Annotated in this window: 14 protein-coding genes; all 14 read right to left on the minus strand. The window is 68.3% G+C overall.

The annotated features are described in order from the left end of the window. Nucleotides 1–17 precede the first annotated feature (17 nt). Nucleotides 18–935: a PP2C family protein-serine/threonine phosphatase gene (locus J2W23_RS14840; RefSeq protein WP_307649265.1), complete on the minus strand. Its 918-nt coding sequence runs from the start codon at nt 933–935 to the stop codon at nt 18–20. Continuing rightward, entirely contained in the window at nt 925–2658 is a 1734-nt protein-coding gene (tagH, locus tag J2W23_RS14845) for a type VI secretion system-associated FHA domain protein TagH (protein ID WP_307649266.1), read from the minus strand. Before tagH ends, J2W23_RS14840 begins: the two co-directional genes overlap by 11 nt. A gap of 134 nt (nt 2659–2792) precedes the next feature. Then, a complete protein-coding gene (locus tag J2W23_RS14850; RefSeq protein ID WP_176660902.1) occupies nt 2793–2963 on the minus strand; it encodes a hypothetical protein in 171 nt (56 codons plus the stop codon). Next, a complete protein-coding gene (locus J2W23_RS14855; protein WP_307649267.1) occupies nt 2960–4243 on the minus strand; it encodes a TIGR02270 family protein in 1284 nt (427 codons plus the stop codon). Before J2W23_RS14855 ends, J2W23_RS14850 begins: the two co-directional genes overlap by 4 nt. A 19-nt stretch (nt 4244–4262) precedes the next feature. Then, on the minus strand, nt 4263–5147 hold the full coding sequence (locus tag J2W23_RS14860; RefSeq protein ID WP_307649268.1) for a hypothetical protein: 885 nt from the start codon (nt 5145–5147) through the stop codon (nt 4263–4265). Between the two features lie 14 nt (nt 5148–5161). Then, complete coding sequence (locus J2W23_RS14865; RefSeq protein ID WP_307649269.1) at nt 5162–6310, minus strand: PAAR-like domain-containing protein; 1149 nt, start codon at nt 6308–6310, stop codon at nt 5162–5164. A 73-nt stretch (nt 6311–6383) separates the two neighbouring features. Further along, nucleotides 6384–7424: a hypothetical protein gene (locus J2W23_RS14870; protein ID WP_307649270.1), complete on the minus strand. Its 1041-nt coding sequence runs from the start codon at nt 7422–7424 to the stop codon at nt 6384–6386. Then, nucleotides 7421–8545, minus strand: coding sequence for a DUF2169 family type VI secretion system accessory protein (locus J2W23_RS14875; protein WP_307649271.1), 1125 nt, complete (start codon nt 8543–8545; stop codon nt 7421–7423). The genes J2W23_RS14870 and J2W23_RS14875 overlap by 4 nt, the downstream gene beginning before the upstream one ends. 16 nt (nt 8546–8561) lie before the next feature. Further along, nucleotides 8562–9044 (minus strand): DUF6484 domain-containing protein, encoded by a 483-nt coding sequence (locus J2W23_RS14880; protein WP_307649272.1) that lies wholly within the window; start codon nt 9042–9044, stop codon nt 8562–8564. A gap of 23 nt (nt 9045–9067) precedes the next feature. Continuing rightward, nucleotides 9068–11446 carry a type VI secretion system Vgr family protein gene (locus J2W23_RS14885; RefSeq protein WP_307649273.1) on the minus strand — a complete coding sequence of 793 codons (2379 nt, stop codon included), beginning with the start codon at nt 11444–11446 and terminating at the stop codon, nt 9068–9070. A 57-nt stretch (nt 11447–11503) separates the two neighbouring features. Continuing rightward, the gene (locus J2W23_RS14890; protein ID WP_176660895.1) at nt 11504–11899 is read right to left on the minus strand and encodes a DUF4150 domain-containing protein; all 396 of its coding nucleotides are present in this window, start codon (nt 11897–11899) and stop codon (nt 11504–11506) included. Nucleotides 11900–11930: 31 nt separating this feature from the next. Then, entirely contained in the window at nt 11931–12608 is a 678-nt protein-coding gene (locus tag J2W23_RS14895) for a DUF3540 domain-containing protein (protein ID WP_307649274.1), read from the minus strand. Nucleotides 12609–12642: 34 nt separating this feature from the next. Next, nucleotides 12643–13701, minus strand: a complete 1059-nt coding sequence (locus tag J2W23_RS14900) for a pentapeptide repeat-containing protein (RefSeq protein ID WP_307649275.1) — start codon at nt 13699–13701, stop codon at nt 12643–12645. Further along, a complete protein-coding gene (locus J2W23_RS14905; RefSeq protein WP_307649276.1) occupies nt 13698–16289 on the minus strand; it encodes a DUF2169 family type VI secretion system accessory protein in 2592 nt (863 codons plus the stop codon). Before J2W23_RS14905 ends, J2W23_RS14900 begins: the two co-directional genes overlap by 4 nt. Nucleotides 16290–16307 lie beyond the last annotated feature (18 nt).

Consider the following 16307-nt stretch of genomic DNA (forward strand, 5'->3'; position numbering starts at 1 on the left):
TGCTGGCCGGCCCCTCCTCATTCCTGGTTTCCGTCTTCCCTGCCCGCTCCGGCGCTGCCGGGCTGCGCGATCTCCTCGACCGGCAGCAGGCGCGTCGCGTCGTCCTCTTCCCCGGGAATCACCCACAGCGTGAGCGCGGTGTAGTTGTCGTGGCCCGGCTTGGCGCGTGCCTTGATCTGCGCATCGAGCTGCTCGGTCCATTGGCTGGGCGTGCGCGAGGCATGCAGCGTGTCGACCAGGCACTCGTCGCCCAGCGGCTCCCACACGCCGTCGCTGCACAGGAGCAGCACGTCGCCAGACACAAGGCGCATGCGGTCGGACACCGTGATGTCGGGCGCCTCCTCGATCGAGCCCAGCGCCGACAGCAGCATGTTGCGCTGCGGATGCAGGCGCGCGCCCTCCTCGTCGAGCATGCCGCCGGCCACCATCTGCTGCACCAGGCTGTGGTCGGTGGTGCGCGCCACGATGGCGCCGCCGCGAAAGAGGTACGCGCGGCTGTCGCCGCTGTGCACCCAGGCGAGCGCCTGGTTCTCGAGATCGATCGCCGCGAAGACGATGGTGGAGCGCATGCCCGCGAGCTTGCCGCCTTCGGCCTGGCGCGCCACCACGTCGCGGTTGGCCTGCTCGACCAGCGTGCGCAGGGTGATCTCGTCCAGCCCCGGCGCCGCCGAGAAACCGCCCAGCACGCTGCTGCGCGCCGTGGCCGCCGCCACATCCCCGCCGCCATGACCGCCCGCGCCGTCCGCCACCAGGCAGGCGACGTAGCGCTCGTCATGCCAGTGGCCATGGACGTCTTCGTTGTAGTTGCGGCCGCCCTGTCGGGACAACGTGACGATTTCGATTTCCAAGCGGGGTGCCTCGCGATGGCTGGTGTTGTTGTGGTGGCTTCGACCGAGGTCGTCGTTGTTCTTGTGCTTTTGTTCTTCACTGTCCATCGGACTTCAGGCGCGCCATCTGCTCTTCGTAGGCTTCCAGGAACGCCTTGCCGAAGAGGTTGTGGAAATCGTCTTCCGCCTCGCTCGCGATGCCGCCGTAGAGCGCCACGAACTGGTCCCAGAGCTTGGCCTTGCGGTTGGCCGCGAAGATGGCGTCGAGCGCCGACTTCGCGCTGATCTTCTTCTCGAGCTCCTCGGGCTCGAAGCGCGCGATGACATGCGCGAGCGCCGCGCGCATGCCCACCATCACGCCGAACTGGTGGGCGCGCAGGTCGTTGAAGGCATCGCGCATCGCGGCCTCCGGTGGCATGAAGCCGCGCACGCCGGGGCCGAGCAGGTGCGCGAGCGCCACTTCCACTGTGGGAGAGAACTTCAAGGGGTTGTTGGCCTGCGCCGCGATCATCGTGACCTCGGCGCGCACCTCGCGCTTGAACTCCTGGCGCGTGAGCAAGAGTTGCAGCGTGCCCTCGGTGGCGCTGCGCAGCATCGAGCCGATGCGCTCCATGAGGCCGGGCGTGAGCATCTCGGGCGGCTGGTGGGTGCTGGCGAGGCCGCGGAGGAACGCGGCGAGCAGTTCGTCGTCGGAGGCCGTGCGTTCGGCGCGGGGCGCGGCCGGTGCGCGGACCGGTGGCGGAGGTGGTGGTGGCGCCGGCAGAGGTGGCAGCGACTCCAGCGGCCTGCTGCCCAGCTCGGGGCCGCTGATGCGGATCGGCTGGCCCGTCATGTCATCGAACTGCGGCAGCACCTCTGCTGCGGGTGCGGCGGACATCGGCGGAGGCGCCGGTGGTGGAGGCAGTGGCGGAGGAGGAGGTGGTGGTGGCGGTGGCGTCACCGCCTTCGGCGGCGTGAAGCCGAACTGGTCGATCGGCAAATGGTCGGAGCGCGGCGTCGGCGTGGACGGTGCGGCGCTCTGCAATGCGGCGAGCGGGTCGGCGGACGACGCCGTGTTCGGCTGCAGCAGCGGATCAGCCAGCGGCGACAGCGCGAGCGGATCGCCGCCGATGCCGCCGCCGCTGTTCATGCCGCCGAACAGCTCGTCGATGCCCGATGCCTTGCCGTGCGCGGGCGGCGCGCCGAGGTCCGAGAAATCGTCGAGCGCGCCGATGCCTGCAGCGGGTGCGGAGCTTGGCGTGGGTCCGAGCAGGTTGGCGAACGGATCGACCTCGGCGGCCTGCGCATTGCGCGAGCCCGTAGACATCGGGTCGGGAAAGAGCAGCGAATCGGCGCTGGCGGGTGCGGCGGCCCTGGCCGCACCGGACGCGGCGGGTGCCGACGCAGGCGCAGGTGCCGGCGGCGAGCCGAGTCCGGCGAGCAGATCCGCGAAAGGATCGTCGCCCGAGGCGCCCGCCGGCGCGGCGGCCGGCGCCGACATGATGGTGTTGGGAATGGCCAGCGAGGGCGCTGCCGCAGCGGCCGTCGCGCGCACGCTGAGCTCGAAGCTGCCGACGACCAGCCGCGTGCCGTCGGCGAGCGGCGCCTCCTTGCCCGAGCCCAGCGACACGCCGTTGCACTGCATCGGGTTGCTGCCGCGGTCGATCACGAAGTACTGGCCGTCGCGGCACAGCACCTGGGCATGCACGCGCGAGACCGTGCGGTCGGGGTCGTCGAGCACCAGCGTGTTGGTGTCGGCCCGGCCGATGGTGCCCCCGTTGGGCCCGAAGTCGGCGGCGATGGGCTGCCCCGCCGGAGCACCTTGCCGGGTGATGACAGCGATATGGATCATGAATCGGCCCCCGAGGCTCTAGGCCCTTTATGCCCATCTGTGTCCTTGCGCGCCCGAACAAGACGGCCACGCGCGCACGGGCGAAAAAACTCAGAAGGAGTATTCATTCCGTGGGGCACGTTGGCAATCTCGCCTTAAGAGGTATGCCATTGCAGCCAGGCGGAGGCAGCGGTGAAGATGAGGGCGATGAGGAGCCAGGTGCGGGTGGCCGGATCGCGCATACCGCGCGCCCCCTTTGCCCAACGCCACCCGGCCATCGCCAGGAAGACGGCGGCGAATGCGGCCAGGATGTATTTCGCCGTCATGCGACATCCGGGGCGCTCGCTTCGAGCCAGCGTTGCTGGCGCCACGCGGGCGCATCGATCGGGAAGAGCGGCGTTCCGGGCTGCAGCAGGCACACATATTCCGACGCCGCACGGCGCTGGCGCTGGCAGCCGTCCTTGCGCACCTGCAGGCAACGCGCCCAGGACAGCGGTGCGCCCATGAAGCAGCGTGCGCCCGGCTCGAAGCTGTGCGCATTGGCCGACCACCACGCGCCGATCCTTTGCGCATCGGGCCAGGGCAGGCCGTCGTCCTCGTCCATCGCGACGTCGGCGTCCACGGGGTCGTCCGTCGGCCCCGTCTCCAGGCCCTCGGCGGGTTTGCGGTACAGGTCGAGCATCTCCAGGTCGAGGCCGGTGATCAGGCTGAAGGACTCTCCCGCCAGCCGCGACAGCGCCGGGTCTTCCATCCGGTCGATCAGCAGCGGCACGAACCGGGGGTCGCCGCTCGCGCCCAGTCCGCGGATCAGCATGCGCGCGTCCGTCTGTGCCTCGAAGAGCGCCTTCAGCAGGGGTACCGCTTGCTCCGGCGTCGTCAGCTTCAAGAACAGGTCGATCGCGGGCATGCGGTGCGTTCCCGCTTCGTGCGCCATGCGATGAAGCGCATGGGCCGCCGCATGGCGGTCGCCGAGCAGCACAGCCGAGCGCACGGCCTGGAAGCGGCAATCCGCATTCGCATCGCCCAGCGCGCGGAGGCACGCGTCCAGCAGATCGCGCCGCCCGCATTCGCCGGCGGTGCGCAGGCCCTGCGCGCGCAGTGTCGGGTCAGGGTCGCCGAGTGCGTCCGTCAATACCGCGCCGGGGTCGACCCGGTGGGCATCGCAGGCCGCGATGCCCACCATCCGCCGGAATGCGTTGTTCGAGTCCAGCAGCTCGCGGGTGATATCCCGCAGCGATGCGGCGGCGACCCACCCGAAGGCCGACAGCACCCCCGGCCTGCATTCGGGCAAGGCCTGCGCCAGCGCGAGGACCTTGTCGAGACAGGGCTCGTCGCGGCTGTCGAGTGCCAGCGCCGTGGCGACGAAGACTTCCCCGACGCCGGGCCGCGCCAGAGCGGTCGCGCACAGGTGCGCGCCGTATTCACCCGCCACGGCCAGCCCGTCCAGGTGCGCGGCCAATCGGTCGTCGAGCCGGCGCAGGTGATGCAGCCTCACGTGCGGCGCATCGACCATCCGCATGCGAACGTTGCAGAGCACCGCGCCCTCTTCCACATGCTGCGCGACGACCTTTGCAACGGGCCGGTTCAATGCAAGATCGACTGTCATGGCACCTGCACCCGGCCGTTCATTCCCAGCGGCGCCACGCGGCACCGTCGAAAGAGAAGATGTTCTGCTGGCCAATGGACCACAGCACGCCTTCCGCATCGGTGAGCTTGTAGCAACTGTCGGGCGCATCGCGCCCGAAATCGACCGCCACCAGTGCGTCGTCCTGCAGCACGTACAGGGCGCTCATGCTCGCCACATAGAGCCGGTCCATGAACCAGCGCACGTCCCAGAAGTCGTCGATCAGCCCCTCGGTTTCAAGCACCTCCCAGTCCTGCCCCCGGCCGCGCAGCAGGGTCCCGGATTGGCCGCAGGCATAGACGTGCCCGTCGCCGGCGCAGCAGATGCCCGAGAGCACGACGTTCACGGGGCTCTCGCATCGCGTCCAGGCGCTGCCTTGCCAATGCCACACCTCGCCCTCCCACCCCGCGGCATAGAGGTCGTTCGCGTCGAACCCGTCGATGGCCTCGAATCCCGCGACGTCGTCGTCCCCCTCGACGCCCGGTGCGTGCATGGCGCTCCACTGTCCCTCGCGAGCGCGCCTGAAGACTTCGCGGTTCATGCCGGCGGCATAGGCATGACCCTCGATGCAGGCGCAGGCGCGCAGGTCGAAGGCGTCGCGGATCCTCTCGCTTCCCTCGTTCCCGCCCACATAGGTGAAGACCGCGCCTTCGCCAGAGACGACGACGAGCTTTTCGCTGGGCAGCTTCGCGACGCACATTCCCGCCGCGCGCCATGGCAGGTCCTTCACATTGGCGACCTCGCCTTCGTCCACGCTGCCGAGCCGCGTGTGCGCAACCGCCTTCTTCTGCAGCTTCTTGTCCTGCAGCGCGAGATAGACAAGATCCTTGAAGCGCGCCGCGCCGCGGGATATCAGGTTTTCCTTGGACAGGCCCAGTCGTGCCATGGCGTGTGTTCCTTTCAGCGGGATCTCTTCGTGCCGAGCGCTTTGAGCGGGTTCAGCGCCGCCTCGCTGGCGGCGTCCGAACCCGAGGGCGAATGCTTCACCTCGGCGTCCTTCAGGTCCTTGGAGCACATGTCCTTGTGCCCCTCGTTCAATTGCGCCTTCAGGCACTTGTTGCTGCAGTTGGACGACTTGAACACCTTCTGCACGCTCTTGAGGCACAGGTTGAGTTCCTTGGCGAACGACTGCGTCGTGCCGGCGCCCACCTTGCGGCCCATGAACTTGTGCGACGCATGGCGCAGGCCATGGCTGCCTTCGGTGTTGCTCGGTCCTTCGGCGCACATGCAGGGCGCCGCGCTCATCTTGTATTTCTTCCAGCCCGGCAGCTTCTTTCCCTTGGAAACCGAGGCCTCGTAGAAGGAACTCTTGGGAATGACGTGGTCCGGCGTCTGGCTCGGGCAACAGCCCTTCACGCCGTCCTTCTGCGCGTTGTAGGGAACGAGACGGCACTTGCGCGCGCGCAGGCATTTGTCGGCCGCCTCTTTGCCCTTGATGGCGTCCAGCGACATCTTGTCCCAGTTGACCCCCCGCGCACGCTGCTTCTTGATGCCGATGTTCATGCCGGCCGAGGCGCAGACGTTCTTGGTTCCCTGCTTCTTGAAGTCCTTGCACGCGGCCTTCTCGCGATTGACTTCCTTCTCGCAGGCGGCCTTGGCAGCCCCCGGCGCCATCGACTCCAGGTGCGGCCACGGGATCGACTCGTTGCCCGGATACGACCTGTGGTTGTGCGTGGTGATGTCCAGGTGACGCACCACGTTCTCGCCTTCGACCATCACGTCCATCGACCATCGCGAGAAATAGATCTTGCCCTTGTTGGTGCTGGTCACGAGCCCCTTCTTCGGCGCACAGCCGGCCTCGTCGCCGCTGCTGGTCTTGAAGTAGCTCTTGTTCTTGAGCATGACCTGCTGGCCCGAGATCTTCACGGTCGTGGAACCGTCGGTGGTGTCGGACGAGAACCCGGTGTTGGGATACGGAAGCGGAACACCCGGTGGCGTGGCGGGCGTCTGCGGCGGCGTGAAGCAGACGTCCGGAAACGCGCACATGGTCTTGCCGCTCGCGGCCTTGCACGAGATCTCCAGCGCGTTGGCGAAGACCTTGTTGGTCATTGGCGCACCCTTGGCGCTGCGCGCCTTCCCGCCGAGCGGGAGCGAGCTTGCTTGGGGCGGCCCGGCGCGGCGCTCATGCCGCTGCCCCTTCGAAGCGCATGACGGCCGATGCGCGCTGGCCCGCATCGTTGGCCATATGCACCAGGATGTCCGGCCCCGGCGCATAACCCCCGCGGCACGCGGCCTCTGCGACCGCAAGGGCCGCCACGCCGGCAACGGCACCCGCCTCGCCGATGCACTCCGCCGGATGCCAGAGGTCGAAGCTTTCCTTGCGCTGGCGCAGCGTGCGCGCGAGCGCCAAGGTCGCCTCCTTGAAATAGTACTGCTCGCCCGAGAGGTCGGTGATGCGGCAGTCGATGTCGTGCATCTCGCATTGCGCCTGCGCGAGAGCGGCCTCGATGGCCGTGCTCAGGCCGTCGGCCCGCAACGGCTCGTCCGAGTCGATGTGCGCCTTTTCCACACCGAATCCGATGCCCGTGCACAGGAGGCCGTCGCCACCGCCGGGACGCCCGAGCAGCAACGCGCCCGCGCCCTCGCCGGGGATGAATCCGTTGGAGTTCTCGGCGGTCAGCAGCCGGTGCCCGCGCTCGTAGGCGCCCAGCGTCGGCCAGCTCAGCAGGCTGTCGGCCGCGACGACCAGCACGTTCGCCACGCCTTCGCTGCCGATCAGCCGCTGCACCTGCGAAAGCGCCACCAGCGCGCCCACCCGGCCATGGGCGACTACCAGCGAACCGGCCGAAAATTGCGCGCCCAGCAGGTCTTGCAGGTCGGCGAAGAGCAAGTCGTCCAGCCCTTCAAGCCGCCCGGGCCGCTCATGCTCGGCCACGCACAGGAGCAGCGGAATCTCGTCCCACAGGTGAGGTGCGACATCGGCCAGACACTCTTGCGCCGCCAGCGCAGCCATGCGGGCCAGCTTGGCCCGTCCGCGCCACGGCTTCTCCAGCGCCACCTCGTGCGCCATGATGCGTTCGCCTTCGGCATCGATGAAACGCGTCTCCACCGGGTTGGTGAGCTTGGCCCGGATCGCCGCGCAGGATGCGGGCGCCGACAGGCCCACGCTGGTCACGAGGCCCGTGCGGTGGATGGCGATGGGAATCGGGGGGATGTGGCTCATTCGACCTCGACCGCGTCCTCGCGCTCCATCGGCACCATGATCACCGGGATCGGGAACGGCGCGGCTTCGCGCTGCTGCCACCATTCGCGACCCTTCCTGCCCACCATGACCTGCGCGATCTCGAAGATGTCCTTCTTCAGCGGCCGTGCGACGCGCCAGGTCAGGCTGAAGCGTCCCTCGTCCGGCTCGATGACGACCGTGTCCAGCGTGGCCACATGGTCCTCTCGCTCGCCGTCCCGCGTGAACACATGCACGGGTGCCGTCAGGTGCGGAATGGTGAAACGGGTGAGCCCTTCGGGCGTCAGGTTGGCGAGCAGCACATCGACCGGGCCATTGCGGAAATGCGCGAGCGGCACCTGCTGGTCCATGGGCGCAGACTGGAAGTACTGCTCGTCGAAATCCGGCGGCAGGAACGGAAAGTGTTTGTCCCGCCACACCTCGTCGTACGTTCCGGCGAAACGGGAGCGGGGCTCCCATCCGCGCCCGACGGGGCCGAAGGCCATCGGGCGATAGTCGCCGCCCGGGTCGCGCACGCTGCGATCGACCTCCTCCGTGGCGGGCAGGGGCCTGCCTTCCACCCATTCCATCCGGATGTGCCGGTGAAAGCCCCGGCCTGCCGGATTCGCCATGAAGGCGGCGTGCTGGGCCGGGTCTTCGTGCAGCAGGTCGGTGCCGCCGAACGCCACGTCGTAGGAAATCGGTTGCCGCACGAACACGCCGGGCGGCGTGGGCGTGGCGCCGGACAGGCCGCACTCCCAATGGCGCGGCCCGACGACCGCCATCGTCTTGCTCCAGTTGCCGACGCGCATTCCCACCTCGACCCGCGTGGCGGGCCGCCCCTCGGGCGCATAGGCGCTTCCCAGCAGCAGGATGTCGCAGCGCGGCTTGCGCGGCGCGAAGTCCACTTCGCTGACCGGTGCGGACAGCCCGGGCTCGCCGGTGAAGGTGTCGGCCATGACCAGGGGCAATTGCGCCTCGTGCAGCTCGAAGCTTCCCTCGGGTGCATCCGGCGGCGGGATGCGGAAGGTCCCCTTGACGACGACCACCAGAAGCTCCCGCCCGCTCGGCTCCACGCCCAGGTTGTAGCCCGCGACCATCCGGGTGGCATTGACGAGTTCCACGCGTCCTGCTCCCGGCTCAGTTCAACTGGATCGAACCGCCCTTGACGCGGTTCACGCCTGTCGAGCGGCTCGATATGTAGCTGCCGTGGATCAGCACCTTGCCCTCGCGGGTCAGCGTGATGCTGGCCTTTCCGCAACGCAGCACCAGTTCGCTCCTGGCGCTCACCAGCATGCGTTCGCCATCGGCATCGACCTCGACCTGGGCCGGCGTCTCCGGCAAGGGCCATCCCTCTGCGCCGCGCAGCACGCCCATCACGATCGGGCGCGCCGGGTCCGCTTCCTCGAACATCAGCACCACGCGCCGGCCGATGTGCGCGCCGTGCAGATCGACCACGCTGCGCGCACGAACGGCCACCGTGCCGCCCTGGCCCGCGAAAGCGACGAGCGGCGTCTGCCCCTCGTCCGCGATGGCGATCAGTTCGCCCGTGACAACCGGGGTCCACGCCGCGATGGCCGCGGTCGCCTCCAGTTGCGCATCGATCAAGTCCCTGCCGCTCATGGTCGATCTCCTTGCATGCCTTGTCAGTTCTGCAGAATCTTGGAGCCCTTCATCACGATGTTGCCGCTCGCCTTCGCGTTGATCTTTCCCGAGGCGTCGATCGTGATGTCCTTGCCCTTGATGACGATGGTCCCATCCTTCTTCATGGTGATGCTCGCGCTGCCCGTGGTGATCGAGATGGAGTCGCCCGCCTCGATCACGAGGTTTTTTCCGACGCTGAGCGCATCGTCCTTGCCCACGCTGGTCGTGCGGCCTCCGCCTACGGTGCGCGACTCGTCGGCCCCCACATTGGTGGAGAGGTTCGCCCCCACATCCACCGACCGGTTCGCCCCGATGCTGCTCGACTGGTTCGCGCCCACGTTGATCGTCTGGCTCGCCCCCACCGTCACCGCCTGCATCGCTCCCACCGTGATCTCCTGCGCCGCGCCCACGGTGATGGTCTCGTTGATGCCCACCGTGTGCGTGCGCTGCAGCGCCACCGTCGCGGTCTCGCTCGCACCCACGGTGATCGTGCGGTTCGATCCGATGGAAATCGTCTCGTTGCTCCCCACCGTCTCCGTGCGGTTCACCCCGATCGCGATGGTCTCGTTGTTGCCGACCTGCTCCGAGCGGTCCACGCCGATGGTGATGGTCTCGTTGTTGTCCACCGTCTCGGTGCGGTCGTGCTTGACGTGCGTGGTCTCGTCGTGGTCGATGGTCTTGGTGCGGTCGTGGCCCACCCAGTGGGTCTCGTCGTTCTCGACCTCGATATCCTGGTTCTTCTCGGCATGCAGGTACACCTGCTCGGAGCCTTTCTTGTCCTCGAAGCGGAACTCGTTGCAGTTCGAGGCGCTGCCCTTGGGCGTGGAGCGTGTGCGAAAACCGCTCTGCGTGTGCGAGCCGAACGGGATCGGCTGGTCGTCGTTGTAGACGCGGCCCACGATGATCGGACGGTCGGGGTCGCCGTTCAAGAAGTCGACGATCACCTCCTGCCCGATGCGCGGAATGAAGTACCCGCCCCAGCCCTTGCCCGCCCACGGCTGCGACACGCGCACCCAGCAGGTCGATTTCTCGTCGCTCTTGTCGTAGCGGTCCCAGTGGAAGTGCACCTTCACGCGGCCGAAATCGTCGGCATGGATTTCCTCGCCGGCCGGTCCCACCACGATGGCCGACTGCGGGCCGGGCATGACCACGCGGGGCGTGAGGCGCGGCGGGCGGAACGGCACGTCGATCGGCAGCGCGGTGATGAGGAAGGCGCTCGTGCCTTGCGGATCGGTGCGCAGCGCAGGCGCACTGGCGATCAGCGCCTCGAGCGCGGGCCGCGCCCCGGCGTTCACCGCATCGTCGTCGAGCGCTTCGCGCAGCGCCCGCTCGATCGGCATCCTCGGCACGCTGTGGGGAATGCTTTCGTAGCCCGGGTGGCTCGCCACGAAGGTGCAGGCCGCGATCACGTAGTCGCCGTCGCGCGCGCCGTCGGGGTCGCCCTCGAAGGTGAAGCTGCGCCCCGCGGCCACGTCGGGCCAGGTGGTGAGCGCCCAGTGGCGCTGACGGCGCGCGACGATTTCCTCGCCGCGCAGCTTGCCCTTGTCGTCCGCATCGCCGCCCGAGAAGTAACCGCCCGCGAATTCGAAGGCCTCGAACTCGGCCAGTTCGTGCTTGTCGGGTGCGCCGCCCGCGGCCTCGAGCTTCTTCTTGATCGACTTGAAGTTGCTGTCCTGCGATGCGTAGGTGCCGGTGTCGAACTGGCGCGCGCTCACCCAGCGCGAGATCTCGTTGTAGCGCGCCTCGGTGGTGTCGCTCGCCACGTGGTGCAGGGTGCCCTCGACGGGCAGCTTGTCGTGCGCGATGTCGCTCGCGTCCGACAGGTGCATGGTGCCCGGCGCGTCGTGCGCGTCGAACCAGTAATAGATACCTTCGTCTTCCAACAGGCGCGATAGAAACTGGTAGTCGCTCTCCTGGTGCTGCACGCAGTAGCGCCGCGGGTTGTGCGTGCCGATCACGTTGCCGGCCTTGGTTTTCTTGAAGCGCTTGATGGGGCTGTCCTCGAACACCGCGTCGAGCACTTCGAGCACCTTCTTGTCCTGCAGGATGCGCGAGTTGATGCGCTTGCAGAGCAGCCAGAACCACGAGCGCAGCCCGATGCGGTATTCGAAGTGCCGCCCCACGTGGCCCGTGCGCTCGAAGCGCACCGCATGGCCCTGGCAGTGGCGCTCGTGCACGCCGCCGTCCTTGTCCTGGAACCCGATGACCACGTCGAAGGCCCGGCCCAGGATGTCCTTGGCGTCGAGTGCCCGGTTCTTCGACAGCACGGTGAGTTCGTAGGTCGATGGGCGTGCGAGCGCCTCGTGGCCGACGATGCGCCAGAACATCAGTTCGCCGTTGGCGGGCGAATCGCTTTCGATGCGGAACTCGTGATCAGCCATGGGTAGGCCTTCTCCCCTTCCGTGGCGCCGGGGGCGCCGGTATTTGCCGATACGCTCCTACGGCGCCAGCAACAGCACGAGCGGCTGGCTCGGCACCGTTCGCACGCCCGGGCAGTTGGTGCTGTTCTGCAGCGAGACGCTGGTGAGCCGCGACGCGGGCATGCCCATCCACAGCACGGTGAATGCGCCCGTCAGGTGGCGGCTCGGCCCCATCACCGTTCCAGACGCCACGCCCAGAAGCACGCCGGAGTTGTCGCCGTTGGTCATGGGAATGGTGGTGCCCAGGTTGTGCACCGGCCCGCCCATGATCAGGATCGTGGGAACGTTCGGAATCGCCATCGGCCCCATCGCGATGTTCGGGTATGGCACCGGAATCGGCGACGGGGCGGCGGGTGTGATGCAGACATCGGGAAATCCCATGTCGGTGCCCATCAGCTGGCAGTTGGCGAACATGCTGTGCTCCGTTGTCCTTCTTGCGTTTCCTTCAGCCGAAATGGATCTGCGCGCCGCGCGCCTTGACCAGTTCGCGGCCGCTCACCAGCGTGTGCTCGCCGTCCAGGCGCAGCACCTGCTTCGCCTCGCATTCGAGGTGCGTCGCCGCCACGCGGTCGATGCCGTCCGTGGTGCGCAAGTAGTGGCGGCTGAAGTGCTGCACGCGCTCCATGATCGACGACATCACCGAGCCCACCACCTTGATGCTGGTGGAAATCAGGTGCACCTCGCGGCCGACCATGTCGGCGGTGTCGGTGGCCACGCGGGTCTTCTGCGCGGCAACGTCGAGTTCGTCGGACTTGAGGCCGATGCGTGCGGCCTGCAACTCCAACGCACCATCGTCCACGGCGATGCGCAGGTTGCCCGCGCAGCGCAGCACGTTGGCCGCGCCCTCTTCGCGCTGCAGCACCGCCATGATCCAGACCTCCTGCGGCGCAATGCGCAGGCAGGCCACGCTGTCGCCCGCGGCCGGTTCGAGCAGGCAGCTCGCGGCGCGACGGGCGCGCAGCCGCAGGCCGCCGCTCGCGACGATCTGCTCGCCCGAGGCATCGGCGCTCAGGACGCCCACGCACCACTCGCCGGCGATGGCCTTGGCGGTTTCTCGCCGACGCGCGCGGGAAAGGGTGGAGGCGGCGGAAGTGGTCGTTCGGAGCGTCGCGGTGTCGGTCATGGCATGTTTCCAATCTGTTCCAGGTTTCGTCGAATCACGCGGTCAGCGGCTGCCAGCGCTCGCACTCCGCCAGGTCCGGGTCGGTTTCCAGGGCGCGCGCGCGGTCGGTCATGTGGGCGTTCTCGGTGTTGGCGCCGTGCAGCACGGTGCGCATCAGGGTGGCGCGGCGCAGGTCCGCGCCGGCGAGGTCGGCATGGCGAAAGTCGGCATAGGTCAACTCCGCGCCGGTGAAGTTCGCGCCGCGCAACTTCGCGCCCGCGAAGTGCGTCTGGTACAGGTCGCAATCCGCGAAGCCGGCCTGTGCGAGCGCCGCGCCGGTGAACAGCGCCTGCCGCAGGCGTGCCCCCGAGAAATCGACGTCCTGGCCGGCCGCGTTGCAGAAGATGGCCGACGGCGCCACCGCGTTCGCAAAGCGCGCGCCGTCGAGCTTCGCTCCCTGGAAATTGCACTGCTGGAGCGAGATGCCGCTGAAGTCGGCACCGCTCAGGTCGGCCGACGAGAACTGGCAACCGTCGAGCGCGAGGCCCGAGAACGACATGCCCTTGAGCGAGGTCTTGCTGAATGCGCTGCGCAGCATGCGCGCTCCGGTCCATGTGAGATGCGAAAGGTCGCACTCGATCACGGTGGTGTATTGCCAGCTGGTGTCGTCGGCACAGACGTCCAGCAGCACCGATTGGGTAAGCACCGCCGAATCGAGCTGTGCGCCGCGCAGGTTCGCATGGTCGAGCCTGCACTTGCTGACGGTGGCCATGGTCAGCGCGGCATCGGCGACCTGTGCGTGCATCAGGTCGCACTCGGTGAACACGGCGCCGTGCAGGTTGGCCTGCCGCAAGTCGACATGGTCGAGCTGGCAGCGGCTGAACACGGCCTTGCGCAGGTTGGCGCCCGACGCGATCGCGCCGCGCAGGTCGCATTGCTCGAACACGGTCTCGCGCAGGTCGGCGTTGCGCAAGTCGGCTTCGGCGAAGCGCACCTGAGAGAACACACCGCCGCCGAGCGCGACGCCGGAGAAGCGGCCTTTGGCAAGGTCGACGCCGCTCAGCGTCTCGCCCATGCGCACGGCCAGCGTGAGCAGATCCGGGGTCATCGTCATGGCGCGGCCTGCTGCTCGGGCGTGAGTCGGGGCCAGGTGCGTGCCCGCTTGAGCAGCGCCCCGTCGAACAGGGTGTCGCCGTCCAGCCGCACGCGGCCGAGGTCGGCGCCGAAGAGATTGCTGCGCCGCAGGTCCGCGCCGCGCAGGTCGGCCTTCTGCAGCACCGCGTCGCTGAGGTTCACGCCCGACAGCTGCGCCTTCGTGCAAACACTCAGGCGCAGCAAAGCGCCCTTGGCGCTCGCGAGCCGCAGGTCGGCGCCGTCCAGGCGTGCCTCGCAGAGATTGGCGCCGTCCAGCGTTGCGCGGACCATCTTCGCGCCGCGCAGGTCGCTCGCACCGAAGTTGAAGCTGCGCAGGTCGGCACCGCTCAGGTCGGCGGCCGCCATGCGCGTGCCGTTGACCGCCACAGCGCCGGCGCAGCGCGCCATCTTCAGGTCGGCGCCGTCGAGCTTGCTGGTGATGAAGGTCGCGCTCTCCAGCGTCGCGCCATGCAGGTCGACGCCCGACAGGTCGCATTCCATGAACGTGGCACCCGACAGGTCGGCCTCCGGGAAGCGCATGCCCCGCAAGTCGCGCTTGTACAGGGTCTGGCCCGCAAGCTTTGCGCCCTGCCAGTCGGCGCTGCCCCAGGTGGTGTCGAGCAACTGGGCGCCGGTAAAGACGGCGCGGCGCATCTGCGTGCCGGCGAAGGCGCAACCCATGAGGATGGCGCCGGAAAAATCGGCCTCGTCGAACACCGCACCGCTCAACTTCGCCTTGCCGAGGTTGGCCTTGCAGAACTTCGTGCCGATGGCGATGGCGCCTTCGAAGCGGGCATGCGCCAACACCGCGCCTGACAGATCGGCGCCCGAGAGGTTGGCATTGCGAAAGTCGGTGGCTTCGAGCCATGCACCTTCGAAATTGACCTCGCGCAGGTCCAGCCCCGAGAGGTCGGCACCGGTGAAGTCGATGCGCGCGAACATGCGGATGCCCGCCGGCACCGCGCGCGCCATTTCGCTGCGCAGCGTGGCGGCCTCGGCAGCGGGCATCGGATCGACCGGCGCCTGCATGTGGGCTGTGTCGAGATAGCCCTTGCGATGCGCGTCCTCCAGCGCATAGAGCTTGGGCAGCACCGGTGAGAGATCGATCGGCCGGGTGCCCGAGGCGGCGAGCGCGTGCATGTCCGCGAGATGCTTTTCCGCGCGGTAGACCGGCGGCCCGCGGTGCTGCAGCTTGGCGATGTTCATCTTCTCGGGCGGCACCGCGGCGATCTTCTCGAGCACGGCAACGGCGTCCTCGACGGCCGCCCACTGCTGCGCCTCGGCCAGCTTCATCTGCTTTTCCAGGTACGGCGGCAACGCGTCGCCAGTGGGCACCTTCTCCCGCGGCGGCATGCGGATGCCGAGCGCGTCGGGGTCCAGCCCCGCCTGCACGGCCTTCTGCCGCGCGATGGCGACGTCGGACTGCGCGCGGCGGTACTGGCCTTCGGCCTGCAGCCCCTCGATGGCGAAGGGCGCCTTCGCGGCCTCGACCTCGGGATCGACGGTGCTCACGCCCTCGGGCAGCAGGTCGTTGTCGACCAGCGCGTAGATCGCACCGGTCTTCGGATCGGCGCGCCTGGCAGCCGCATCGAGGTAGTGCCGGTCGGAGCGGGCCTCGCCCAGCCGCTCGACCGCACCCATCAGGCTCACCACGTCGGAGCCGTCGTCGGTGCTCACCTCCGCGAGGCCCTGGAAGATCGCGATGCAGCGCTCGGCATGGGGGAAGAACCACACGGTGGTCAGGCGCAGCGGTACTTCGCGGATCTTCGGTTCGGCGTCCGGCATCCGGTAGCCGACGAAGACCCGGGCCCGCATTCCGGGCAAGCGGCCTTCGACCAGCGGCTTGCCCGGGTGCATGTTGTCGAACGAGAAGGCCTCGTTGCCGGCGAGCGCACCGCTCATCCATTGGTCTGGCTGCGCGAGGTTGAAGCAGCGCCAGTCGGTATCGGGCGGGAAGCCGGGCGCATGCTGCTTGAGATAGTCGGCGTCGTAGGTGCCGCGGTACTGCGCGCGCTGCGGATGCATCAGGTCCAGAGCGCCGAAGCCGGCAGGCACGATGGCCTGGTCCGGACGCAACAGCCGGTCGTTCGGCAGTTCGATGTTGGGCAGCCAGGTGACACCGGACTTGGCGGCACGGCCCCGCCCCTGCGGATTCGCCGCGAAGTCGGCACCGCCGTAGGCGGCGGACCCATCGATCGGCATGGATTCGAAAGGTTGCGGCGCGCTCGGTCTGTCGCCGTCCCAGTAGCGGTCGCCGAACACGAGCAATGTCTTCTCGCGGTCGCCGAAACGTGCGCGCACCGCGCAGGCGGAAGGTCGATCCTTCGGCGGAAACGCCTTGCCGTGGACGAGGAATTCGGGCGTGAGCTTGGCAACGCCCTCGTCGATCAGCGGCTGCGCCATCTCTTGAGAAAGAAAGCGCCACATCGACTGCTCTGCCCAGAGGCAGCCGCGCTCGCCCTGGGCGAACGGCAGGTGCAGGTACGCGCTGACGTTGAGGCCGAAGCGCTTGCGGAACTCGATGGGCCTGGTCGACAGGCCCAGCGCCTGGGGTTTGAGGACTTGCATGTCGCGCTTGTGTCCTTG

Origin of the sequence: Variovorax boronicumulans (assembly GCF_030812215.1) — a bacterium.
GTDB classification, from domain to species: domain Bacteria; phylum Pseudomonadota; class Gammaproteobacteria; order Burkholderiales; family Burkholderiaceae_C; genus Variovorax; species Variovorax boronicumulans_C.

Bases quoted from the DNA above. Each gene is read 5' to 3' on its own strand.
- J2W23_RS14840 (WP_307649265.1), bottom strand. From the start codon at position 935: ATGGACAGTGAAGAACAAAAGCACAAGAACAACGACGACCTCGGTCGA.
- tagH (WP_307649266.1), bottom strand. From the start codon at position 2,658: ATGATCCATATCGCTGTCATCACCCGGCAAGGTGCTCCGGCGGGGCAG.
- J2W23_RS14850 (WP_176660902.1), bottom strand. From the start codon at position 2,963: ATGACGGCGAAATACATCCTGGCCGCATTCGCCGCCGTCTTCCTGGCG.
- J2W23_RS14855 (WP_307649267.1), bottom strand. From the start codon at position 4,243: ATGACAGTCGATCTTGCATTGAACCGGCCCGTTGCAAAGGTCGTCGCG.
- J2W23_RS14860 (WP_307649268.1), bottom strand. From the start codon at position 5,147: ATGGCACGACTGGGCCTGTCCAAGGAAAACCTGATATCCCGCGGCGCG.
- J2W23_RS14865 (WP_307649269.1), bottom strand. From the start codon at position 6,310: ATGACCAACAAGGTCTTCGCCAACGCGCTGGAGATCTCGTGCAAGGCC.
- J2W23_RS14870 (WP_307649270.1), bottom strand. From the start codon at position 7,424: ATGAGCCACATCCCCCCGATTCCCATCGCCATCCACCGCACGGGCCTC.
- J2W23_RS14880 (WP_307649272.1), bottom strand. From the start codon at position 9,044: ATGAGCGGCAGGGACTTGATCGATGCGCAACTGGAGGCGACCGCGGCC.
- J2W23_RS14885 (WP_307649273.1), bottom strand. From the start codon at position 11,446: ATGGCTGATCACGAGTTCCGCATCGAAAGCGATTCGCCCGCCAACGGC.
- J2W23_RS14890 (WP_176660895.1), bottom strand. From the start codon at position 11,899: ATGTTCGCCAACTGCCAGCTGATGGGCACCGACATGGGATTTCCCGAT.
- J2W23_RS14895 (WP_307649274.1), bottom strand. From the start codon at position 12,608: ATGACCGACACCGCGACGCTCCGAACGACCACTTCCGCCGCCTCCACC.
- J2W23_RS14900 (WP_307649275.1), bottom strand. From the start codon at position 13,701: ATGACGATGACCCCGGATCTGCTCACGCTGGCCGTGCGCATGGGCGAG.
- J2W23_RS14905 (WP_307649276.1), bottom strand. From the start codon at position 16,289: ATGCAAGTCCTCAAACCCCAGGCGCTGGGCCTGTCGACCAGGCCCATC.